The 21901-nt window shown below is 61.0% G+C and carries 26 protein-coding genes and 2 pseudogenes; 15 read left to right on the top strand and 13 right to left on the bottom strand.

All coding sequences use genetic code 11. The features are described from left to right. A partial coding sequence (locus ACTJKL_RS31985; RefSeq protein ID WP_522960290.1) for a DUF5372 family protein occupies positions 1-66 on the bottom strand: 66 nt, incomplete at its 3' end. Between the two features lie 44 nt (positions 67-110). Between ACTJKL_RS31985 and ACTJKL_RS25985 the strand changes: the two are divergent. Both ACTJKL_RS25985 and istB read left to right on the top strand, forming a co-directional pair. Continuing rightward, positions 111-650 (top strand): annotated as a pseudogene (locus tag ACTJKL_RS25985) (Mu transposase domain-containing protein); the annotation flags it as partial. After that, positions 650-1450, top strand: coding sequence for an IS21-like element helper ATPase IstB (istB, locus tag ACTJKL_RS25980; protein ID WP_318899042.1), 801 nt, complete (start codon positions 650-652; stop codon positions 1448-1450). The pseudogene ACTJKL_RS25985 and the gene istB, both read left to right, overlap by 1 nt. Positions 1451-1481: 31 nt before the next feature. Here the strand turns inward: istB and ACTJKL_RS25975 are convergent, their stop codons facing one another. From ACTJKL_RS25975 to ACTJKL_RS25965, 3 genes are read right to left on the bottom strand one after another with little or no spacing between them, the layout of a single operon-like run. Then, complete coding sequence (locus ACTJKL_RS25975; RefSeq protein ID WP_440854154.1) at positions 1482-1973, bottom strand: spore germination YkwD domain-containing protein; 492 nt, start codon at positions 1971-1973, stop codon at positions 1482-1484. Beyond that, the gene (locus ACTJKL_RS25970; protein WP_102761964.1) at positions 1973-2491 is read right to left on the bottom strand and encodes a DUF421 domain-containing protein; all 519 of its coding nucleotides are present in this window, start codon (positions 2489-2491) and stop codon (positions 1973-1975) included. Before ACTJKL_RS25970 ends, ACTJKL_RS25975 begins: the two co-directional genes overlap by 1 nt. Beyond that, positions 2488-2937, bottom strand: coding sequence for an MgtC/SapB family protein (locus ACTJKL_RS25965; RefSeq protein ID WP_437411994.1), 450 nt, complete (start codon positions 2935-2937; stop codon positions 2488-2490). Before ACTJKL_RS25965 ends, ACTJKL_RS25970 begins: the two co-directional genes overlap by 4 nt. 236 nt (positions 2938-3173) lie before the next feature. Between ACTJKL_RS25965 and ACTJKL_RS25960 the strand changes: the two genes are divergently transcribed. The 5 genes and pseudogenes from ACTJKL_RS25960 (at position 3174) to ACTJKL_RS25940 (ending at position 6063) form a co-directional block, all read left to right on the top strand. After that, positions 3174-3419: a LysM peptidoglycan-binding domain-containing protein gene (locus ACTJKL_RS25960; protein ID WP_440854153.1), complete on the top strand. Its 246-nt coding sequence runs from the start codon at positions 3174-3176 to the stop codon at positions 3417-3419. A gap of 38 nt (positions 3420-3457) precedes the next feature. Beyond that, complete coding sequence (locus ACTJKL_RS25955; RefSeq protein ID WP_440854152.1) at positions 3458-3883, top strand: hypothetical protein; 426 nt, start codon at positions 3458-3460, stop codon at positions 3881-3883. Between the two features lie 366 nt (positions 3884-4249). Then, positions 4250-4870 carry a hypothetical protein gene (locus tag ACTJKL_RS25950; protein ID WP_437408422.1) on the top strand — a complete coding sequence of 207 codons (621 nt, stop codon included), beginning with the start codon at positions 4250-4252 and terminating at the stop codon, positions 4868-4870. Between the two features lie 93 nt (positions 4871-4963). Continuing rightward, a pseudogene (locus ACTJKL_RS25945) lies at positions 4964-5337 on the top strand (type II toxin-antitoxin system VapC family toxin); the annotation flags it as partial. A gap of 336 nt (positions 5338-5673) precedes the next feature. Continuing rightward, complete coding sequence (locus ACTJKL_RS25940) at positions 5674-6063, top strand: ester cyclase (RefSeq protein WP_018096604.1); 390 nt, start codon at positions 5674-5676, stop codon at positions 6061-6063. A 92-nt stretch (positions 6064-6155) separates the two neighbouring features. Here ACTJKL_RS25940 and ACTJKL_RS25935 read toward each other — a convergent pair whose 3' ends face one another. Further along, the gene (locus ACTJKL_RS25935) at positions 6156-6539 is read right to left on the bottom strand and encodes a type II toxin-antitoxin system VapC family toxin (protein WP_440854151.1); all 384 of its coding nucleotides are present in this window, start codon (positions 6537-6539) and stop codon (positions 6156-6158) included. After that, positions 6536-6736, bottom strand: a complete 201-nt coding sequence (locus ACTJKL_RS25930) for a type II toxin-antitoxin system VapB family antitoxin (protein WP_018096606.1) — start codon at positions 6734-6736, stop codon at positions 6536-6538. Before ACTJKL_RS25930 ends, ACTJKL_RS25935 begins: the two co-directional genes overlap by 4 nt. A gap of 377 nt (positions 6737-7113) precedes the next feature. Between ACTJKL_RS25930 and ACTJKL_RS25925 the strand changes: the two genes are divergently transcribed. Beyond that, a complete protein-coding gene (locus ACTJKL_RS25925; protein ID WP_440854150.1) occupies positions 7114-9063 on the top strand; it encodes a calcium-binding protein in 1950 nt (649 codons plus the stop codon). Between the two features lie 367 nt (positions 9064-9430). Beyond that, entirely contained in the window at positions 9431-10132 is a 702-nt protein-coding gene (locus ACTJKL_RS25920; protein ID WP_018096608.1) for a class I SAM-dependent methyltransferase, read from the top strand. On the opposite strand, the gene ACTJKL_RS25915 is transcribed toward ACTJKL_RS25920, so the two are convergent. The 4 genes from ACTJKL_RS25915 to ACTJKL_RS25900 are packed head-to-tail and all read right to left on the bottom strand — an operon-like array spanning position 10104 to position 13885. Continuing rightward, the gene (locus ACTJKL_RS25915) at positions 10104-10901 is read right to left on the bottom strand and encodes an ABC transporter ATP-binding protein (protein ID WP_440854149.1); all 798 of its coding nucleotides are present in this window, start codon (positions 10899-10901) and stop codon (positions 10104-10106) included. The two genes, ACTJKL_RS25920 and ACTJKL_RS25915, sit on opposite strands and share 29 nt — an antisense overlap. An 8-nt stretch (positions 10902-10909) precedes the next feature. Next, entirely contained in the window at positions 10910-11944 is a 1035-nt protein-coding gene (locus ACTJKL_RS25910; RefSeq protein ID WP_440854148.1) for a FecCD family ABC transporter permease, read from the bottom strand. Continuing rightward, a complete protein-coding gene (locus tag ACTJKL_RS25905) occupies positions 11941-12945 on the bottom strand; it encodes a FecCD family ABC transporter permease (RefSeq protein ID WP_440854147.1) in 1005 nt (334 codons plus the stop codon). The genes ACTJKL_RS25910 and ACTJKL_RS25905 overlap by 4 nt, the downstream gene beginning before the upstream one ends. 22 nt (positions 12946-12967) lie before the next feature. Further along, complete coding sequence (locus tag ACTJKL_RS25900; RefSeq protein ID WP_440854160.1) at positions 12968-13885, bottom strand: ABC transporter substrate-binding protein; 918 nt, start codon at positions 13883-13885, stop codon at positions 12968-12970. 241 nt (positions 13886-14126) lie between these two features. On the opposite strand from ACTJKL_RS25900, the gene ACTJKL_RS25895 reads away from it, so the two are divergent. The 5 genes from ACTJKL_RS25895 to arsH all read left to right on the top strand — a co-directional run bounded on the left by ACTJKL_RS25895 (position 14127) and on the right by arsH (position 17357). Further along, on the top strand, positions 14127-14480 hold the full coding sequence (locus ACTJKL_RS25895; RefSeq protein WP_440854146.1) for an ArsR/SmtB family transcription factor: 354 nt from the start codon (positions 14127-14129) through the stop codon (positions 14478-14480). After that, the gene (locus ACTJKL_RS25890) at positions 14477-15004 is read left to right on the top strand and encodes an arsenate reductase ArsC (protein ID WP_440854145.1); all 528 of its coding nucleotides are present in this window, start codon (positions 14477-14479) and stop codon (positions 15002-15004) included. The genes ACTJKL_RS25895 and ACTJKL_RS25890 overlap by 4 nt, the downstream gene beginning before the upstream one ends. Next, positions 15001-15432, top strand: a complete 432-nt coding sequence (gene arsC / locus ACTJKL_RS25885) for an arsenate reductase (glutaredoxin) (RefSeq protein ID WP_437416482.1) — start codon at positions 15001-15003, stop codon at positions 15430-15432. The genes ACTJKL_RS25890 and arsC overlap by 4 nt, the downstream gene beginning before the upstream one ends. An 82-nt stretch (positions 15433-15514) precedes the next feature. Continuing rightward, positions 15515-16582: an ACR3 family arsenite efflux transporter gene (arsB, locus tag ACTJKL_RS25880; RefSeq protein WP_440854144.1), complete on the top strand. Its 1068-nt coding sequence runs from the start codon at positions 15515-15517 to the stop codon at positions 16580-16582. Positions 16583-16601: 19 nt separating this feature from the next. Next, a complete protein-coding gene (gene arsH, locus ACTJKL_RS25875; RefSeq protein WP_440854143.1) occupies positions 16602-17357 on the top strand; it encodes an arsenical resistance protein ArsH in 756 nt (251 codons plus the stop codon). 113 nt (positions 17358-17470) lie between these two features. Here the strand turns inward: arsH and ACTJKL_RS25870 are convergent, their stop codons facing one another. The 3 genes from ACTJKL_RS25870 to ACTJKL_RS25860 are packed head-to-tail and all read right to left on the bottom strand — an operon-like array spanning position 17471 to position 19327. After that, on the bottom strand, positions 17471-18646 hold the full coding sequence (locus ACTJKL_RS25870; RefSeq protein WP_440854159.1) for a site-specific integrase: 1176 nt from the start codon (positions 18644-18646) through the stop codon (positions 17471-17473). 25 nt (positions 18647-18671) lie between these two features. Next, positions 18672-19073: a type II toxin-antitoxin system VapC family toxin gene (locus ACTJKL_RS25865; protein ID WP_011970304.1), complete on the bottom strand. Its 402-nt coding sequence runs from the start codon at positions 19071-19073 to the stop codon at positions 18672-18674. Continuing rightward, positions 19070-19327 carry a type II toxin-antitoxin system VapB family antitoxin gene (locus ACTJKL_RS25860; RefSeq protein ID WP_127712454.1) on the bottom strand — a complete coding sequence of 86 codons (258 nt, stop codon included), beginning with the start codon at positions 19325-19327 and terminating at the stop codon, positions 19070-19072. The genes ACTJKL_RS25865 and ACTJKL_RS25860 overlap by 4 nt, the downstream gene beginning before the upstream one ends. Positions 19328-19701: 374 nt before the next feature. On the opposite strand from ACTJKL_RS25860, the gene ACTJKL_RS25855 reads away from it, so the two are divergent. Then, on the top strand, positions 19702-21666 hold the full coding sequence (locus tag ACTJKL_RS25855) for an ATP-dependent nuclease (protein ID WP_440854142.1): 1965 nt from the start codon (positions 19702-19704) through the stop codon (positions 21664-21666). The last annotated feature ends 235 nt before the right edge of the window (positions 21667-21901 follow it).

The following is a 21901-nucleotide window of genomic DNA, read 5'->3' as shown; positions in this document are numbered from 1 at the left end:
GCGTGTCGACAGCACGAAGCGCTGGCCGCGCCACGGATGGAACGGGTGCGTGACCTCGAACTTTATGCGCGCTTGAGTGTCAGTACGAACTGCAGTCCTGGACTTGAAAGAAGGGCAAGGACGAGCGCGGAGTCGGCTATGTCAAGAAGAACGCGATCGCCGGCCGCCGCTTCGAGACCTGGGCGGCATTCGAGGCGCATTTGGATCGGTGGACGCGCGAGGTTGCCGACCAGCGGGAACACGGCACCACCGGTGTTGCGCCGGCGGAACGCTTTGCTGCGGAGGCCGGGGCGCTACGTCCGCTTTCCGGCAGGGCTGCGTTCGGGCAGTTGCGGGATCTGGTCCGCAAGGTTCAGGCCGACTGCGCCATCGATCTCGACACGAACAGCTATTCGGTGCCCTGGCGCCTGATCGGCGAGAGTGTCCAGGTCGTGGTGCTGGCCGGTCGCGTGATCATTCGCCATGCGGGCCAGGTTGTGGCCGACCATGCCCTGAACCGAGGGCGACGGCAACGGATTGTCGACCGATCCCATTTTGTCGGCATTGCCGGTGTCGAGGGACCCGTGCGCCTGGCGCCGATCGAGATCGCGCCCGCGGCGCTGCTGCGGCCGCTTGCGGAATATGAAGCCGTTGTCGGAGGAGGCTGGTGATGACGAACGTGGACCATGACCTGCTCATCGCAACGCTCGACCGGCTGAAGCTGACGGCGATCCGCGACCAGCTCGACACGCTGCTCGACGAGGCGGCTCGCTCGAAGATGAACCTGCGCGAGGCTCTGGGCTTCCTGGTATCGCGGGAGATCGCCCGGCGTGATGAGCGCCGTATCTCCATGTCGAGCAAGATCGCCCAGTTCCCCTTCGTACGCGAGCTGGATGGCTTCGACTTCGATGCCCAGCCTTCGCTGGATCAAGGGCAGATCCGGGAGCTTGCGACCTGCCGCTGGATTGCGCATGGCGACACGCTCTTGCTCCTTGGCCCTCCCGGAACGGGTAAGACGCATCTTGCCGTCAGCCTCGGCCGCGAGGCGATCCGCCAGAACTACAACGTGCAGTTCATCACGGCGGCGACGTTGGTGGCGACGTTGGCCAAGGCCCATAGCGACGGCTTGCTCGACAAGCAGTTGACGCTTCTGTCGCGGCCGAAACTGCTGATCATCGATGAATTGGGCTATCTGCCCTTCGAGGCCAATGCCGCCCACCTGTTCTTCCAGTTGGTGTCCCGGCGCTATGAGAAGGGCTCGATCCTGATCACCTCAAACAGATCCGTCGGCGAATGGGGAGGTGTCTTCGGGGACCCCGTCGTCGCCACGGCGATCCTGGACCGCTTGCTTCATCATTCCGCGGTCATCACTATCCGGGGCGACAGCTACCGGCTTCGCGAAAAGCGCCGCTCCGGCCTTCTGCAGAAGACCGGAGCGGCGCTTGAACCCAACGAAACGTCCAGCCAGTAAAGGGGGTCAATTCCTGATGTCGACAAAGGGGTCAATTCCTCGTGTCGCTTGACACGGCGAACATCGCGAAGCCGATTTGTGTCGCTTCAGAGCTAAGAAGTGTCCCCCCGTACTGCGGGTCCTGGAGCCACTGATCAACGAAGTAGCGAATGCCGGCAGCGGTAGGTTTCGCGCCACAACCTCCGCATCCGCCCGCTACGACTTCAATTTTCTTCCACCGGGTTTCAGAGTCGGCTGGTAAAAGGTCGTAAAGGCTGTCCGGCTGCGTCATGATTCTTTCCCCGGACTCACCCTTTGGCAGGAGACGCTGAGCGACTCTGTTGAGCGCGCCGCTTGCCTTCACGGGAACGAGACCCTCCCGTCGGCGCTCCCTGTTTATCATTTGCGCGGCAACCTCCACCTGCTCGGGCGGGGAGAGCTCTGCAGCTTCTTCGTCGGCCTGCAGGGCGAGGGGAACACCTGGTCCGGCGAAGGTTTGCACGGCAAACTGCCTGCCGCGATGCAGCTCCGGCTGGGGTGCCATTATGCTCTCCTTTGATCGGTAGCGGAGCCGGTGCCAGAGATGCCGTTCTGAACCACACTCAAGGAACCGTCAGTCTCAAGCATGACGCATGCGGCCTCTTCAACCGTGACGAGCCCATATTGCCGAACGGCGGCATCTATCTCCTCACGCGTGATGCGTTGGCTCTGCATCGCGTCGTCCAGGCAGACACCGTTTCGAACCAGCAATGTTGGCTCGCTCTTCACCATCTCCCGGACCCACTTCCAACGAACCGACAACCATGTGATTGAGAATTGCAAGCCGACAAGCAGCGCGAGCCCGATCGCCCCATCGGCGAGAGGGACGCTCCGGTCCATCAATACAGTCGCGAGCGTCGATCCCAGGGCAACGGTGATGACGAGATCGAATGCATTCATTTTGCTGAGCGTTCGCTTTCCGGAGACACGCAAGACGACGACCAAAAACGCATAGGCTGCGCTGCCTACGATGATGATCCGCAGAAGGCTTTCCCACCCGTGAAACAGCATCGACTCACTCATCCGCTGCTCTCATCTTCGTCGCTACGAATGCCGAGATATGCCAAGGCCAAAAGGCTGATGAGATTGATGAGGCTGAGCACGATAGCTATGTTGAGGCGTCCCAATCCTACCGCGGCACCAATGGCACCGGCGTTCCAGATGCTCGCCGCGGTAACCAGCCCCTTCACATTGCCCCGTTGCTTGACGATGGCACCGCCACCTATGAACCCTATACCGGTGATTACGCCTTGTAAGACGCGTGCCTGAGCTTCCGCGGCCCCTGGAGAATTCGCGTCCACCAGGAGCGCGAACCCGCAGGCAGCTACCGACACGATGGGGAGCGTTCTGAAGCCGACGCTGTAGCGGCCCCGACCGCGTTCCCACCCGATCGGAAATGCCAGAGCGAAGGCGATTGCGACGGTCACCACGTCAACAAGCAGCCGTTCAAGATCGAGCCCCAGTTCCATCATCTCCTTCCCACGGGTCGCTTGGAACCAAACCTCCGTTGCAGGTGTAGGCGCCGATTGAACGAGCCGGGAAGATCAAACCGGGTTTTGCCGGATTGGTTCCGGCCAACGCCGGTAGCGCAAACGGTAGTCTTCGCCGTGGGCGCCTGATTCAGGCAATCACAACGGCGTGTGCCAGGAACCAGAACGGCCAAGCTCTGTTAGGTCGACGCAAAATCAGTCAGAGGAGGCGACGGATGCCGCAATTGAAAGTCAAACTATGCGCGCTCGCTGTGACGCTTTTTGCCGTTTCGCCGACAGTCGCTGCACAGGTGTGCGGAAAAACCGAGGTGGTGGACGAGGGAGAGACGCTGGAGCAGCTCGCGGCGCGATGCGAAACGACTGCAGGTGCTGTGCTTTCCGCCAACCCCTCTCTCGACGCCGGTGATATCCGTGCAGGGCTCCAGTTGAAGATGCCGGAATCGCAGAGGGTGACTGGCTGAGCCGCGCAAGACAGGCGGTCACCGAAGCAGGTGAACGCGTGAATGAGGCTGCGGAAGCCGCGGGAAGGTCGGTTTCAGATTACCTTTCCGACCAGCCGGACCTCAACCGGGACATTCTGGAAATGGGCGAGCGGCTCGGTCTCCCGGGCGTCTCAACCAGCCAAAGTCGGGGAGCTGAGCTGATGGTCGTTCCGAAAGATGTCGGTCCCGGCGATAACGTGGACCTCAATGCAAACGGCCTGCCGGGCGGGGTCGAGGTGACGATCGGCGTGCGCATCGGCGAGGAGGCGGATTTCCGAACCATCTCCCGTGCGCGCACTAACGAAGCGGGATTGTTGGAGGCAACAGTCCCCGTTCCTGAACAGGCACAAAAGGGAGAGAAGATCGCCGTTGCCGTCGAGACGGTGGACGGCCGCGTCCGTGTGGTTTCCGAACCGTTCGACGTTGGTCCTACTACCGACTGATGTCGACGCTGGTTCTGTCTGGTCACAGACTTGCTCACCCTCAGCCGCAGCAAGAGTCTTCCACGACGCTGATTGCGCGCCGGGAAACGGCGTATGCGGTCTCGCCAGCCAGGAAAACCTTCTTCCGGATTGAAGGCGTGCTTCAGCCAGCTCTGAGGCCGCTTCTTCCCCCGGCCGTTTGGTGCGGGTGGAAACGGCCGGGCAGCCATTCCCTGTAATGCAACACAACGGATGTTCAGCGGTTACAGGAGCGAGCCCTCTCGCCCGCCGCTGGGGCTTCCACGCGATTGGATCGCTGACCGCCAAGTGGCATTGGCGTTCAAGGTATTGGACACCAAAGGATCGCACTTCCGCCGGAGAAACGGGATGCAGTGGATTGAAGATCATCGCGAACTTATCACCGCGCTTACCGGGCTGGGGACCCTGGCCGTCTGGGTGGTTTACCTGCAGGTGTTCGTCAGCAACTATCGAAGGCAGCTCCGCGCCACCTTGTTGATTACGCGGGGCGCGGGAGCCGGATTGGACGCTCACTGCTTCCTCAGCAATATGAGCTCGGGACCAGTCCACGTGGCGAGCGTGCTTGTTAAACTGGAGACCACTGCGGGGTCGCTCATCTGCCCTGTAACGGACATGCTGCATCCGGAAGGAGAGTCTCCGGCCGAAGCTCGGCAGCGCACGCGGCAAGGCCCTTTAGGGAGCGGCGAGATCAGGGATCTGGGTTCCTTCGGGACCCTGATGCGCCACGCGCTGCATGCCGAATCGGAAAGCCCGCCTGCCAGCGAATGGCACACCGAGGTTCGTTCCATCATGGTCGAAATCGTGGGCCATTACGGCTCGGAAGACCTTCCCATCGGCGCGCGCAGAGTTTTCGTTGTGCTCGAAAATGCCGGCGGACCGGTGATCCGTGGACGAGAGCTACAAACGGAGCAAATCAGAAACAGGCGGGACAGAAGAAGGCTGATGGCCGATTTGGAACGTGATCGTTGAGCGTGTTCCCGGCATCGGATCACGTATCGGATGGAAAGCTGCGGTGCCGGACATCGCCATTGAAACCCTGGTGCACGCGCTGGTCCCGTTCGGGGTGACGGCAAAGCCGATGCCAATGTCGTCGCATGGATCGGAGCGGAAGATGCAACGCGCTTTTTCCTTTCGGCCATCACAATTCTCGAACTGGAGCGGGGCGTAGTCGGGGTGCACCGCAGGGATGCCGCACAGGCGCTCGGCTGCGTTCCTGGCTCGACAGTCACGTGCGTCCGGAGTTCGCGGGCCGTATTCTGCCAATTGACGACGCGGTTGCGACACGTTGTGCCCACCTGCACATCCCCGACCGGCGCAATGAGGCCGACGCGCTGATTGCGGCGACGGCTCTGGTTCACGACATGACCGTTGTGACACGATACACCAGAGACTGCGAAGGCACCGGCGTTGTTATCGTCGATCCCTGGCAAGGCTGACCTTTCACTTATCCGAATACAGGCGGTCCCTAGCCGGGCAGCTCGATTGCGGGATGGCCGGATCGAACCCGTTCAAGGCAAGCGATAAAAATCGACCTTCTCACCGAAGCGGCGGGCGCATCTGCCTGTAGCCGATCGTCCGCGGGGCGGAGAGCCCGAAGAATAGAGCTAATGCGGCAGCCGGCGACTTTGCGCTGCAAAATCGGAGACACTGGTGGATCAACTCCTATGGGAAAGACCTTGCGGTCGCCCTGCCAATTGCCGGATTGGAGGATGCGGCAGTACGCTATCTCTCGACGTTTGAAGCCGCGGTGCGTGCACCTACTGGAGGAAATTATGAGCGGAGACCTCGCTGACACTTATCGTGCCTACCTGGATTGCCTTAATCGACAAGCCTGGGACGAGCTTGGTCAATTCGTTGACAACGATGTGCGGCATAACGATCGCCTTCTAAGGCTATCGGGCTACCGGGAAATGCTGGTGCAGGATTTCGTAGACATTCCGAATTTGCAGTTCACCATTCAACTGCTTGTCTGCGAACCTCCGCGCCTTGCTGCCCGCCTTTCATTCGATTGCTCCCCGAAAGGCGAGTTCATGGGGCTAAGCGTCAATGGACGTCGAGTGTCCTTCACGGAGAACGTTTTCTACGAGTTCGTAGGATCGAAGATCCGCTCGGTATGGTCGGTAATCGACAAGTCCGCAATAGAGGCCCAGCTCCCATACTAAAAAGAGAGAGTGTTGATCAACGACCGCTTCGGGTGCGAAAACGGTCCTGACACCACCAGCAAGAGCAACGGCCATGGCCTCTTATTCAGTGTTCAGTTCCGTGTATGGGCGGGGGTGTGCAGCGACGCCCCCGCCTTTTCCGCCGCTGCCCGCAAACGCTTGTCTCTCGTCCACAAAGCCACTCGCCGATCGAGGAGAACCGAGGCCAGCAAATGGGCATCCGTGTAGCCGATCCCCATGCTGAAAATGGCGTGGCGATCAACCATCATCATGACCTCGTGGTGCGTTGCGACGAGTGCTTCGCGCTGAGCCATCAGGAATGCTATCACGCTACTGCGTTCCCAAAGACTGCCGAGTGCAAGCTCTCCGATCACGGCCGGATGGCAGAGGAGACGATCGTCCTCAATAATCCTACGCAGCTCGGCATCGGTATGCCGGAAATGATCAATCCAGATTGAAGTGTCGGCAAGAATCACTTGGCAGCTGCGCTCCGGCGGCGTGGAGCTGCCTCCGCATCCGGCATAGTTCCCCCGAGCGCGATGAGGCGTTTTCCTGACTCCACACGGACAAGCGTCTCCAATGCCTGGCGGACCAGAGCGGCGGTTTCTTTCGTGCCGGTTAGGGACTTAGCCCTTTCCATGAGAGCGTCGTCGAGGTTGATAGTCGATCGCATCGTTCGGGTTCCTGATTTTGGTGCTACAAATAGCACCATTTGGTGAAGAAATCTACGCCTGGATTGGCCATCGTAGCGACCGCATCGGCCGCACGAGCTTAAGGCTGGCTAGGGCCGAGGGTTCGATTCCGCTCAAGGCGAGGGATACAGGTCGATCTTCCCGAACTCCGGAGATGCCGAAGTGTAGCGGCATTCGTGCTGGAGAGGCGCTTTTCTCTTCAGTAATTTGTTTCAAATTTCGATCATAATTAAATATAATATCAGATTATTATTACAATTGAACTTGCAGAGAAGCGGAACTATATTTCCGCGATCAACTATGAGGTATCAGCCTGTCTATCCGGACGCCTCGTGTCTCAGCTGGGAGGAGCGGTTTCATGACGAAGATCGTGGGGACGGGCGGGGGCGATACGCTGCGCGGGACGGACGAGACGGATCGCATCTGGGGCCTTGTCGGCAATGACGACATCGATGGCGGTGGCGGAGATGACCTTATCGATGCCGGTGCGGGAGACGACGTCGTCAGGAGCACAAGCGGCTATGACCGCCTCGACGGTGGCGACGGCGACGACCGGTTGATCCTGGCCCGGACGGGCGGCGCGGTCACCGGCGGCGCTGGCCACGATACCCTCGCCGTCAATGCCTCCTTGGCGACGGAGGACGTGATCTTCAACGGTCCGCAGGGTCACGCCATGATCGGCCGCGATCCCTCGACGGCCCAGCATGTCTTCTTCCGGGATATCGAGCGCCTTGAGCTGCTCACCGGCAGTGGAAATGACATCGTCTACGGCAGTACGCGCGACGATGTCATCGTCACCGGCGACGGGTCGGACGCGATCACGACGACGCTGTCTTCGGCCGTGATCGATGGCGGCGCGGGACGGGATTTGGTGACAATCGACAATTCCGAAGACGTGGATGGCGTCACCATCGACTTCGCCGCGGGCAGTGCATCGACCGGCACGGTCCTGCGCAATCTCGAGACGGCCCGTGTCTGGACCGGAAGCGGCGACGATACGGTGATCGCCGGCGGACTCGACGATCTCCTCGCCAATACCGGTGCGGGTGACGATCGAATCGAGGGCGGAGACGGCGACGACAACCTGAACGGCGGCCTGGACAATGACGTTTTGTCGGGCGGAGACGGCAATGACGGCCTGAGCGGCGATGCCGGCAATGACCGCCTCTTCGGCGGGGCCGGGAATGACGGCCTGTCCGGCGGGAGCGGAGCCGACACGATGTCCGGCGGCGACGGGGATGACAATGTCAGGGCGGGAGCCGGCAATGATATCCTCGAGGGCGGCGCCGGCGATGACAGAATGGACGGCGGCCCAGGAGACGATCGCCTCTTTGGCGGATCGGGCAACGACATCATGGAAAGCTTCGACGGTCGCGACGTCATCGACGGCGGCGATGGCGACGACCGGATTTCGCGTTTCTCCGGCAGCGGTCCGGCAACGATCAGCGGCGGCGCGGGGAATGACCAGATCCGGGCGTGGGGCTCGGACAGCGTCGACGGCGGCACAGGGGATGACCGGATCGGAGCGGGGAGCTCGGGCAGTGTCGACGGGGGGGAAGGCAACGATCACCTCGCGTTCGAAGTGTCCCATCTGCTTGGTCCTGTCGATTTCGACGCGACGCGTGGATCGATCTCGACCGGGCTGACATGGACCGACATCGAGAGCTTTACCGTGTCGAGCGGGAGATTTGGCGATCTTGACGATACGCTGCGTGGCGCCGACGGGGCTGATCAGCTCTCAGCCTTTTTCGGTGACGATCTCCTGGAAGGACGGGCCGGAGACGACCGCCTGTTCGGTGGCGATGACAACGACCGCCTGCTCGGCGGCGACGGCGACGACTTCCTGTCCGGCGATTTTGGCGACGACCGCCTGCTTGGCGGCGCCGGCTCCGACGATCTGCGGGGCGAAGCTGGAGCCGACGATCTGAGCGGCGGCTCGGGTGACGATCACTTGTGGGGACATACGGGCAGGGACCGGCTGTCAGGCCAGGAGGGAGCCGATTATCTGCACGGCGGCGGCGATGCTGACATCTTCCACTGGTCCGTCTCGTCTCTTGAGACCGATAGCGTCGACCGCATCGCGGATTTCAGCGCTTTGGCGGGCGACATCCTCAGCTTCGCCATCGACGCCGACGGCCAGATCGCCTTGATCCGCAGCTACGCGGATTTCCTGGCGGCCGCGCATGACACGCAGGACGGCGTCTTCGTCACGCTCGACGGGTTCCACGATGCCGGCATCCTGATCGAGGGCGTCACCCTCACGGAGATTTCGGCCGAGAACCTGTCCTTCACCGAGTTCTACTTGTGAGGCGCATGGCGGTGCCCGAACCGGGCATGTCAATTGGCGTCGATTGGAATGTGGCGCTCACCGTGAGGTGCTGCCGCCCAAAGGAGTTCAGCCTTCCTCCACGAGCCCGTTGCAGGCCGTCTTCCCGGGATGTTCACGTTCTGGGCTAAGAGGATCGCAGGCCGCGCCAATCATGAGGGATGGCGATCCCGATGGTCGTAGCTCCTCGTCGCGACTCCGGCATGCGCTCCGAAGGCCGAAGGGCGGCGTTGTTATCGGCGGCCCTCATCCGGAATATCCAGGTCGAATTCATTTCGATTTGACCTATCCACGTCGTTCTGGCGACCCTATGAGAGTCGCATCAGAAGAATCGCACGGGAGACGGCCTATGAGCCATGAGGCACAGAAAACCATCACCACATGGTACGTCGACCCGGACGCGGAAGACAGGATGGCGGACGGACACGCCCCGATCTGGCGGCATCTCGTAGGGCTCATCGTCGAGCGCGATCTTTCGGAAAAGAACGTCCTCGACTTCGGCTGCAACCAAGGCGGCCTGCTGCGGCATCTTTATGCGATCAGGCCGTTCCGCAAGGCGCTCGGCATCGACATTGCAGAGCAATCCATCGCAAAGGCCGAGACTCTCAAGGGCAACATCCCCGTCCAACACGCTGTTGGTGGAACGCTCGAAGGCTGGGTCGACGAGTTCGACCTGGCGATCAGCCATGAGGTCATTTACCTCCTCGAGGACATCGACGCACATGCCGCCGACATCTTCAAGGCTCTGAAGCCCGGTGGAGTGTACTATGCCGTTACCGGTTGCCACACGGACAACCCGCTCTGGCCGAAATGGCGCGAGCTCGTTTCGAGGCGCACGAACACCGTCGTCCAGGATCGCTCCATTTCCGATTACTGCCGCGCCTTTGCGAAGGCTGGCTTCGAGGTCTCCGGCCGGAAGCTGGAGTATGACGGATACATTCCATTCGTCGAGGATGGCTGGACTCCGGATTTTGCCGATGCCCTGAACTATTATACTGAGACCAAGATCGTGTTCCGCCTGATCAAGCGCCGGAACGCAGGAAGCGCGTAAGCTCGACGTCGAAATGCGGCGGCTTGTCCGGGGCGACCTCGACGAACCGCCCCTTCACCCGGAATGTCTTTTCGATCAGGCCGCTTTCGGCGAGCGCCTTCGGCTCCCCGTCGAAGCGCAACTCGCCTCTCTCCAGCAGCGAGATGCGGTCGCTGATGGCAATCGCCTGGTTGATGTCATGAATCGCCATGACGATCGTCACGCCTTTCTCTCGGCTGAGGCGATGGACGAGGTCCAGAACCTCCACCTGATATCCGATGTCCAGGAATGACGTCGGCTCGTCGAGCAGGAGGATGCCTGCCTCCTGCGCGAGCGCCGCCGATATCCACGCCCGCTGCCGTTCGCCGCCCGAGAGCTCCTGAAGCGTTCGATTCGCCAGACGCGTAAGGCCGGTGCTTTCAAGTGCCCATTCGATGGCCGCCTCGTCCTTGTGGTCATAGGAGCGGAAGAGCCCGACGTGAGGAAAGCGCCCCTGCCGCACAAGCTGGGCGATCGTCATCTCGTCGGGGGCGGAGGGCTGCTGCGGCAAGAAGGCCAGCTTTTTCGCGATGGTGCGCCGCGACATCGAAGTCACCGCAACATCCCCGATCTTCGCCTGCCCCTCCGCGGGCCGGATCAAGCCTGCCATTGCCTGTAGTGCCGTGCTTTTTCCGGAGCCGTTCGGTCCGATAAGGGTGCGGATTTCGCCTTTCTGCACCGATAGCCGAAAGCCGTTCAGCGCCTTCCGGCGACCGTAGTTAACCGATAATTGCGTACATCTCAGAGGCATGGGCGATCTCAGGGAGCTTTGCGTACAAGGGCGAGCAGTACCGGCACCCCGACGATGGCGGTGACCACTCCGATAGGCACTTCTTCGGCTTGCCCGACCAGACGACCAATCAGGTCCCCGAGGGTGACGATGACCGCTCCGAGGACGACCGTCAGGGGAAGCACCAGCGGGAAATCCCGCCCGGCGAGGAAGCGCGCCAGATGCGGCACCATGAGCCCTACGAAAACGATCGGGCCCACTGCCCCCACGGCGCTTGCGGCGAGCGTGCAGGATACGAGCAGGGCAAGCGAAAACTGCTTGCGATAGGAGAGCCCAAAGGAACGGGCGACAGCGGCGTCGAACTGCAAGAGGACCAGCGGACGATAGATCAGAGGGAGGGCGGCCAGGCCGGCGATCGTAAACGGCAGCAGGAAGATCGCGTGATCCCATGTGCGCGCATAAAGGCTTCCGGAGAGCCATTCGAGAATGATTTCGATGCGGGCCGAGCCCCAGCCCGCGATCAGGCCTATGGCAAGCGCGTGCAGCACCGCCCCGATCGCGATCCCGCAGAGCGTGATCCTGAGCGGGCTGAGGTCGAGCCGGAAAGCCATAATGTAGATGACTCCTCCCGCCGCGATGCCACCCACCATTCCCGCCAGCGGCAGCCATGCGATCGGCAGCTCGGCCACGGTGTTGGAACCGGGATCAAAGATGTAGACGGTGAACAGCAAGAACGCTGTGGCCGTCAAAGTCGCGCCCTGCGACACCCCCATCAGTGACGGATCGGCGAGAGGATTTCGGGTAATCGTCTGGAGCAATAGCCCTGCGACGGCGAACTGAATCCCGGCAAGGATGCCCGTGACGATACGTGGCAGACGGATGTCGAGAATGATCGAACGCGCTTCAGGCGAACCGCTCCCGGCCAGAACCGAGGCGACGTCCGCTGCGGGAATGTCGACCACGCCAAGGAGCACGGCGGCGACGAACGAGAACAGGACCAGCAGAATGACCGCGGGCAGGAGCCACGGTTTCGGTCGGGTAAGGCCGAGCGGGACTGGAGTCATGCGGTCTTTCCCTTGATACCGACGCGTCCTCGCTGGATGAGATAGATGAAAATCGGCCCGCCGAGAAGCGCGGTGATGATGCCGACGGGAAGCTCCTTCGGGATGGCAATGGTGCGGGCGATGAAGTCGGCGCAGGTCACCATCAGCGCCCCGATGGCCGCCGTGAGCGCGATCTCAAACGCAGTTCCCGAGGGCCGCAGGAGCCGGGCGATATGCGGGGCTGCCAGACCGACGAAGGCGACGGGGCCTGCAACGGGGGCGACGCCCGCTACCGGACAGATGCCGAGAAGCAGCAGGACGGGTTTCCAGAAATGAAGCTGCACGCCCATTCCGGCGGCGGCGTGGTCGCTCAGGGCGAACATGGCGATGACCCGGTGGAGCGACAGCGCTCCCACTACCCCAAGGCCAACCCAGGGAAGCATATGGACGAGGTGCGACCAGGTGCGTCCGGCAAAGCCGCCGGACAGCCAGAACAGCAGTGCGGTCGATTGCGGCCCCGCCAGGAGCAGCATGTAAATCGTGATCGCCCCGAGAAACAGCGACACGCTGACGCCCGCGAGGGCGAGATGAAGCGGGCGCCCGGTTCCGCCGCGTGCCACCCAGAACGTCACCCAAGCGGCGGCGAGACCGCCCGCGAGGCCTACGAACGGGTAATAGGCGGATGAAAACGATGGCAGCAAGACGAAGCAGCCGACGATGGGCGCGACGGCGCCGGCGGTGACGCCCGTGATCCCCGGATCGGCCAGCGGGTTGCGGGTGAGTGCCTGCAGCAGATAGCCCGAGACAGCGAGGCCCGAACCCGCGACGGCGGCCGCCAGGCTTCGCGGCAGCCTCAGGGTCCAAACCAGGATCGACTCGATCTTGCCGTCGGGAGCAAAGAGCACGCGCAGAACGGCATCGATGGAAAGTGTCCGCGCCCCAAACAGCAGCCCGACGAGGACAATCAGCAAGGTCGCCGCGAAGACGAGGCCTATGGCTATGGAGGATTTCCGGGTGCCCATCGCCGTCGCGATCGCTCGTCCGCTATTTTTGAGCCTCGGCGGGAATGATCCTGGCGGCTTCCGCCTTCACGTCCACGGCAGGGAAGACGTCGGGATAGAGGTAGTGGGCGGCCTCGCGCAGAACGATTTCGCGCGCGATGGGGCCGTTGGTCTCGACCCACTGGTCGCCGACATAGAACACCCTATTGTTCTTGACGGCGGTCAGTTCCTGCCAGATCGGGTTGTTCTCATGCGGCCGATCGGGGCCCGAGTCATAGATAAAGAGGACTTCAGGGTCTTTCTCGAGCATGGTCTCCAGGCTGAGATCGACGCCGAATTCGCCGCCCGGCGTCATGTTGCCGGCGATGTTCTCGCCACCAATCGCCGCGACGATGGACGCAGCCGTGTTTTCCGTGTGGAATGCGAACGGCGTCTCGCCACCCCACATGATCGCGAAGCGAGGGTTCACCTCCTTCGGAGCCCCGGCGGCGAATTCCGCCAGGTGCTCGCGGAATTCCTTGTTCAACTGGAGGCCGCGCTCGGGCTTGCCGAGGATCTTCGAGAGTTCGGCGATCTCACGGTCGCTCCCGTCCAAAAGCTCCATGTTGTAAGCGACGTAGGGGGCGATCTTCTCGAGGTGCGGCGCATTGCCGACGGTGTAGCGGCGGATGGCGACGATCAGGTCGGGCTTGGCTTCCGCAAGAAGTTCCAGGTTTGGCTTGGCCCGCTGGCCGATCTGCTTCATGCTTGCCGTCATGCCGAGGAGGAAGTCCGGCTCCCGTCCCGCCGTCATATAGGTGCTCGCCACGGGCTTGATGCCAAGGGCAAGAGCCACGTCATCCGCGAAGTAGGAGATCGAGGCGATGCGTTTCGGCTGAAGCGGTACCTCCACCTGCACGCCACGGTCGTCGGTGATCGTCAGTGTCTTGCTGTCCTGGGCGTGAGCGGGGCCTCCTGCCATCGCTGCCAGAAAAGCAGAGAGAATTGCGATTCTACGTGCGTTCGCCACGGCGATGTCCTCCACATGAATGTCGACACCGCTTTAGCTATTAAAGAGGAGTCCTGCAATCCACTTACCTGCACTTCCGATCAATTCCGAGAGTCGCTTCCGCGTATGGGCCGGTGCGTTGCCCAGAGCTTCGAAGGCGATGGTCCACGGCATCGACGGTTGACACTGTCCACATTTCGAGTATTCTCGACATATGGAACAAGAAAATGCAATTCTGGCTCTTGCGGCGCTCGCCCAATCGACCCGGCTGGAGACCTTCCGCCTTCTTGTCCGGCATGAGCCCCGTGGGCTGCCCGCCGGCGATATCGCACGCAGCTTGGCGGTCCCCCACAACACCATGTCGACGCATCTGAATATTCTTGCTCGGGCGGGTTTGGTGTCTTCGGAACGCCGCAGCCGCCTCATCGTTTACCGCGCGGATGTTTCGCGTCTGCGCGATCTCACCCTTTTTCTCCTCAAGGATTGCTGCGGAGGGGATGCCGATCTCTGCGCTCCGCTGATCGAGGAACTCAATCCCTGTCGTTCAAAGGAAAAGGTAACCGGATGACCAAGACGACGTTCAATGTGATGTTTCTCTGCACGGGCAATTCCGCACGTTCGATCATCGCAGAAAGCGTTCTGCGAAAGGACGGAGCCGGCAAGCTCAATGCCTATTCCGCGGGGAGCCAACCCAAGGGCGAGGTCAATCCGTTCGCCATCGAGACGCTCGCAGGCCACCACTATCCCGTCGAAGGGCTTCGGTCGAAAAGCTGGGACGAATTTGCCGTGCCCGGCGCTCCGCAACTCGATTTCGTCTTCACCGTCTGCGACAATGCCGCGGGCGAGGCCTGCCCCGTCTGGCCGGGACAGCCCGTGACAGCGCACTGGGGCGTCGAAGACCCGGCAGCCGTCGAGGGGACAGACGCCGAGAAGCGCGTCGCGTTCGCCACGACGCTTCGTTACATGAAACTCCGCATTGCCGCCTTCGCCGCGCTCCCGGTGCAAAGCCTGGAGCGGCTGAGCTTGACGGCAAAACTGCACGAGATCGGCCAGATGGAAGGTTCCACTGCACAGAGGCCCGACGTCGCATGAAAGAGCCGATCGACATCGTCATTTATCACAACCCCGATTGCGGCACGTCTCGGAACACCTTGGCGATGATACGCAACGCCGGAATCGAACCGCATGTGGTCGAGTATTTGAAGACTCCGCCAAGCCGGCTGCTGCTGGAGCAGCTGGTCGTCCGTATGTGTATACCCCTTCGCGCGTTGGTTCGGGAAAAGGGTACACCCTACGAAGAACTCGGCCTCGGCGATCCGGCTCTCACCGATGACCAGCTCCTCGATGCGATGATGCAGCATCCGATCCTGATCAACCGCCCGATTGTCGTCTCGCCGCTTGGCGTCAGGCTGTGCCGACCTTCCGAGGTCGTCCTGGATATCCTGCCCCAGGAGCAGAAGGGTGCTTTCGCGAAGGAAGACGGCCAAGTCGTCGTCGACGCGAGCGGCCGGCGCGTCTAGCCGAAGCAGAGCAGACCAGAGCAAGCGAAGCGACGCCTCGAGCGAGGCTGCGCACCGGACTTCATTTTCAAGGAGAACGCAGTTGCGTCCCGCCCAACCCACAATCCGCCTCTCGTTTCTCGATCGCTATCTTACGGTCTGGATATTTGCCGCCATGGCGCTCGGCCTTGTGCTCGGCACCGTGTTCACGGGCTTGCCGGCAGCCCTCGACAGTCTTTCCGTTGGGACCACTAACGTTCCGATCGCGATCGGACTCATCCTGATGATGTATCCGCCGCTGGCCAAGGTGCGTTACGAGGAACTCCATCAGGTCTTTGCCGACAAGCGCATACTAACGCTCTCCCTGGTGCAGAACTGGTTGATCGGCCCGGTGCTTATGTTCGGGCTCGCCGTGTTGTTCCTCCGCGACCATCCGGAATACATGACGGGCCTCATCCTGATTGGTCTCGCGCGCTGCATCGCCATGGTTCTCGTCTGGAACCAGCTTGCCCGCGGCGACAATCAATACGTTGCAGGTCTCGTCGCCTTCAATTCGATCTTCCAGATACTCTTCTTCAGCGTATACGCCTGGTTCTTCCTCACTTTTCTGCCGCCGTTTTTCGGCCTGGAAGGAAGCGTGATCGACGTGTCCTTCTGGACGATCGCCGAAGCAGTGCTGATCTATCTCGGGATACCGTTCCTCGCCGGTTACCTGTCGCGTCGCATTCTTACGAAGGCAAAGGGCAAGGACTGGTACGAGAACGCCTTCCTTCCGAAGATCAGCCCAATCACCCTTGCGGCGCTGCTGTTCACCATCGTGGCGATGTTCAGTCTGAAGGGCGGCGATGTCGTAAGGCTGCCGTTCGATGTCGTCCTGATCGCGATCCCCCTGACGATCTACTTCGTCATTATGTTCACCGTCAGCTTCTTCATGGCGAAACTGATCGACACCGACTATCCGCGCACCACCGCCGTGGCATTCACGGCAGCGGGCAACAATTTTGAACTGGCGATCGCGGTTGCCATTGCCGCCTTCGGTCTGGCATCGCCAGTGGCCTTCGCTGCGGTCATCGGACCGCTCGTGGAGGTGCCCGTGCTGATACTGCTGGTGCAGCTCGCACTGTGGCTCGGCCGCCGCTACTTCGCCGAAACGGCTCCCGCGGCTGTCTGAAGCATAGGAGACCCTGAAAATGAGATTGCGCACCGTTTCCGATATCAACCACCTGCCGGCTCTCGACCCTGCCTACGCGCATCGCAATCCGGCGGAAGGCCTCGGTCCGTTGGACCACAAGCCGCGCATCCTGCTCCTCTACGGATCGCTGCGCGAGCACTCTTACTCCCGGTTCTCGGTAGAGGAGGCGGCGCGAATTCTCGAGTACTTCGGCGCGGAGACCCGTATATTCGACCCTTCGGACCTGCCGCTGCCCGACCAGGTCAAGGGCGACAATCACCCGGCCGTCAAGGAGCTCCGTGAGCATGCGATCTGGTCCGAAGGAATGGTCTGGTGCTCACCAGAGCGCCATGGCCAGATCACCGGACTAATGAAGGCGCAGATCGATCACCTGCCGCTGAACATGGGCGGCATCCGTCCAACGCAAGGCCGTACCCTCGCTGTCATGCAGGTGTCTGGCGGCTCGCAGAGCTTCAACGCGGTCAACACGCTGCGTATCCTTGGACGTTGGATGCGCATGTACACCATCCCGAACCAGTCGAGCGTCGCCAAGGCGTTCCAGGAATTCGATGCGAACGGGCGCATGAAGCCTTCCAGCTACTACAGCCGCATCGTCGATGTCATGGAGGAACTCGTCCGCTTTACGATCCTCCTGCGGCCGCACTCGGCCCTATTGGTCGACCGTTATTCAGAGCGCAAGGAAGCGAAAACGCCGGTTAACCCGGAGACCGACCTCTCCGCCATCGCGATCGCCCCGCAAAAGGGTGCGGCGTAAAGGGCCGAGACCGTTCACAGCGGCAACCGATCCAAAGATCTGCACGCTTGAGCATTCAATCGCCGAAGGAGGCGATCGAACGGTGAGGCGGTTTCTTCGGTGCGCAGTGACGCTTAGACAATCAGCCGGGCCGCTCGTCCGTTCTTCCGTTCCGCGTTGTTGTAATAGCTAGCCGCCTGGGTCACCGACTTGTGCAGCGACTGCTGCATTGCTTCAGGCAGCGGGATGCCGCGGCTGGCAGCCTCGGTCAGATAGCCGGATCTCAACCCATGAGCCGAAAACAGCGCCGGATCAAGGCCGGCCTGTTCACAGCGTGCTTTCAAGATCAGGTTGATGGATTGTGGCGTCAGCGCCCGCCGGTCGACGTTGCCCCACTGATCGATGCGCCGGAACACCGGGCCGTCCTTGATTTGCGCTTCAGCCAGCCACCTTTTTAAGGCTGTGACGGGGCGGCCGACCAACAGCACATGTTCGTCATCGTCGGCAGCAGCCGTCTTGGTGCGGCCGAGGCGGATCGACAGGCAGGGCAGGGGAGGGGAGTTTTCGTCGGCGGGATTGGCGCGCACCGGCTCCTCGTCGGCGAGATCCTCGACACGCAACGCCGCTACCTCCGAGCGGCGGCGGCCGCCGGAAGCGAAGGCGGCTAGAAGCAGTGCCCGGTCGCGTGCATCCACAAGTCTATCACCGGCGCAGGCCTCAAGCAGTTTCGTCAGGATATCGAGGGTTACCGCCTTCTTGCTCTTGCGCTGGCGCGGCCGGTTACTCGCCCTGACCGCCAGCCTCAGCGCGCTCTTCAGCGACGGCGCACCGAACGCGCCAGAGAGCCCGCGCCAGCGCGTCAGGATCGACCAGGAGGTCAGCCGTCGTTGGACCGTGCCCGGCGCGTGCGGTCCGGGGGACCGGAGCAGGCGTTCGGCACGCAGTCCTACCTCGACGTCGGCCGGCATACCGTGGGCCGGATCCTCGGCGCGCTTGATCGGGTCCCAGAGATGATGAGCGACGAACTTCAGGAGCAGTGCTTCCGGCGCCGGCCAGGGGAGGGGGTCACCGGTGGCGAGGCGGCACCAGGCCTCGAGGTAACCGAGGTCGGAGGCCAGCGCGCGTAGCGTATTCTCGCCCATGCCCTCCTGCGCCAGATGCTTGAGTGTGGCGACGTCGTCGTCAGTCAGCAGCGCGGCGAGCTGGCCGCGGCGGTCGAAGGGCAGGATGGCGTCGAGCGCGTCGAGTTCATCGGCGCGTCGGTGTACCGCTTGGCTGTCCGATTCCGCCGCTCTATGTTTGTCGATCATTTCCGGCTTGGTTGGCAATTGTCCCTCAACCGGATGATGCCGGGTGAATTTTCAGGTCCGTCTGGCCAAAATCGTTCCCCTTGAACAACAGCGGCGCCTTGGCGATCCTCGCAACAGCATAGGAAAAACAGTCGCCCATGTTGAGCGTGGCCGGATGGCGACCTTTACCGAAGCGGTCGAACGCTCTTTCCGCTTCTCGGTAGTGCGCCTCGTCGAAAGCAATCGCCGCGACGTTGGGCAGCTGGACGAGCTGATCGACAATGTCGGAAGAGTTGGGAAAGCCCTTGCCTGTCAGCACCATACGCACCTCCAGCAGCGTAGGCCAGCCGATCGCAATCGACTCTCGGCCGACCAACGCCGTGAATCGTTCGGCCTCCGGCTCTGCCAGAGCCATCGCCAGAATAACCGACGTATCGACAGCGATCATCGCGGCAAACCGTGTTCGTCGTAGAAATCGTCATGCGCGGAGGTCGTGCCGGCCGGAACCGCACGCCGGCCTTCGGCCATCAAACCCGACAGGACATCGATCGGCGTCCGGGCAGACTGCTGGCGCAGTTCCAGATCGTAGTGCTCGAGCGCCTGCTCGACGAGCCTGTTGATCGGCTGACCCGTGCGGCGCGCCAACGCGTGCGCCAGATCCCGGGCCTTGGTGCTGCGGACGGACAGTTGCGGTTCGGACATTGCGTTTCCTCGATCAAATCTCATCGAAGAATAGCGATTTCGGCTTCAGATGGCAAGGAAACCATCTTCAGATGGCTCACTATCGATACTTGGGCCCTATCGACAGTTACATAACATCGCGAGTTGTGTACGGATGACGGAACTAACGCCGTAATTACCTTCCGTTTATAAAGTTTCTGTCTGTTAATTCATATGGTTAATTGTTCATGAAGTCGTCCGGTTGCTACCGACTATCTCACCCTCCGCGGTGCTCATGCGTCGCGGCTATCACACTTAGTCGGATATGAAATCCAAGCTTGGCACTCAATGGAACCATGATATTTAGGTGCGCATAGAGGCGGGTGCGGTGCCTGCAAATATAGCCGGGGGGGGCCATGAGTGTAACGATCCGCCAGATTCACATCGAGAATTTCAGATCGATACAGCGTCTAACGATACCTGCAAGCAAGCTGTCCATCTTTGTCGGAAAAAATGATTGCGGCAAATCGAATATCCTGCGCGCCCTGAATCTGTTCTTTAACGGAACGACGAACCCAGGTAAGGCTTTCAGTTTTGAAAACGACTACAACGTCTTCGTTCCCGAGCGTGCGAAGACGGCCAAAGAAGTTGTTGTACGGTTGGAGCTAAGCATTCCGTCCTCCTACCACGCAACAAACGGCGAGATCATCGTTTGGGAAAAGCGATGGCGTTCGGGCGGCGAACATTCGAACGAATATTGGGGCCATCGGACTAGCACCAATCGACGTGGCCGAGAGGTGCGAACTCACGTTGACATTCCGGAGAAATCGAACGCGCACGCTCTTCTAAGACAAATTGAGTTCGAGTACGTGCCGGCAGTTAAAGATGCAAGCTACTTCGATGACTTACGTGGTCGGATCTACACCATCATTGCCGAGGTGGCCACACGGACATTCAGAACATCGAGCACTGCATTTGAGGATTCCATTGGCGAGCACCTTGCGGATCTTACATCTGGGATTGGGCGCGCACTGGGGTTCGAGACGCGTCTTGCACTACCTCGCGATCTTAGTCCGATCTTCCAGCGGTTAGATTTCCTCGGCGGTGCGAAAGCCATCTCTCTCGACCACCGCGGCGACGGAATCAAAGCGCGGCACATTCCGCTTATCCTCAAATTCATGGCTGAAAAAAAGCGGTCGCTCCAAGGTCGGGGTGCGGCCCCGTATAGCTTCGTTTGGGCATATGAGGAACCGGAGAACAATCTAGAGTTCTCCAGCGCGGTGGAGCTTGGAGTTCAGCTTTCGGAGTTTGCTACGAATGGCATCGCTCAGATCCTCCTTACCACACACTCGCCCGTGTTCTACGATTTGGGTGAGGTGAAGCCCGCGCAGGTCTCGTGCTCACATGTGTTTCGAGACACAGACGAAAAGGGAACTGAAGTAAGCGCCACTTCTAACGGCGTGGACGAAAAGATGGGCACCATGGCTCTGCTGGCGCCGCGAGTGAAAGAGCTGGTCCAAGAAGTCCGGGATCAGGTTGAGGCCAAGCTGACGGCCGAGCAGTTGGCGCGGCAAAACCGCCCGAAGATCTTCGTCGAGGGTGAAAGCGACAGAATCATCCTTCGACGGTGCGCCGAGGTTTTCCATCCAGACTGCGCTCGGCTGGTAGATTTTGAGACGAAGCGCAATGGTGCGGGGCACAGCTACGTCGTAGATATGCTGAACGGTTGGCGGTCGTACCATAAGCATCATACAGAAGGGCCCCGTGCAGTGGGCATTCTGGATTGGGATGCAGTTGACATTAAAAAAGCCTGGAACGGCACCGCGGGGAACACCGCCTCTGCGAAGTGCTTTTGCTATCCTAAGCCCCCGCACGCGATCGCCGCGCTAGCCGCGGGATTCCGGCTACCTGTCACACTTGAAGTTCTATACGGTGCAGAAGTCTGGCGGTGGGCGCAAGAACGCGGTTTGCTTGAGGACCGGACGCGCGCCGCAACTTTTCCGGCAGTGCTTGTCGAGCAAATCCTCAAGGGAGAGGCCGCCGAAGTTGCGGTTGACGAGGCGTACGAGATCTACGTCACTCGGCAGTTTCGCGGCGGTACTAAGGTCGATGCAGCAAATCACGTGGCCTCATTCGACGAAGGTCGCATTCTCGATGAGATGGCAGACATGGGGGTCTTGCTGGGCGAAGTGTTTGAATATCTGGGCGTCGCTACTGCTCGTGACGCGGCGAGGCCAATTGTCCTTGATGAAGGTCAAATAGCGGTGCGGCCAGAGGAATTGGTTGAGAACGTCCCGGATCCTGTATCCGAGCCTGAATCAATGCTTCCTTCCGGTCCCGTGCCCGGCACGGAGAGCGAAGAAATCGGCACCGGATTCTGAACTGGCGGCTCCAGGGGAGGGGAGGGTCTGGCCGCTGTGAATCAGCCGAGGGCACTCCGCTTCGACAGGGAGCAGCTACTCGATCACTGAGCCCAGCGTCCGATTGCACGCACGCCGCTTCGGTGAAACCGTATGTCCTTCTTCGGGGGCTCGCCCTAAGATGTTCTTCCGAGGGTTGCTCGGAACAGCCGGGCCGATCCTCATAACAGGAGGACGAGCCGTGTCTATTATAGAG

The organism is Sinorhizobium sp. 22678, assembly GCF_052044265.1.
GTDB classification, from domain to species: domain Bacteria; phylum Pseudomonadota; class Alphaproteobacteria; order Rhizobiales; family Rhizobiaceae; genus Sinorhizobium; species Sinorhizobium meliloti_A.
This window is presented reverse-complemented; position numbering and strand designations above follow the sequence as displayed.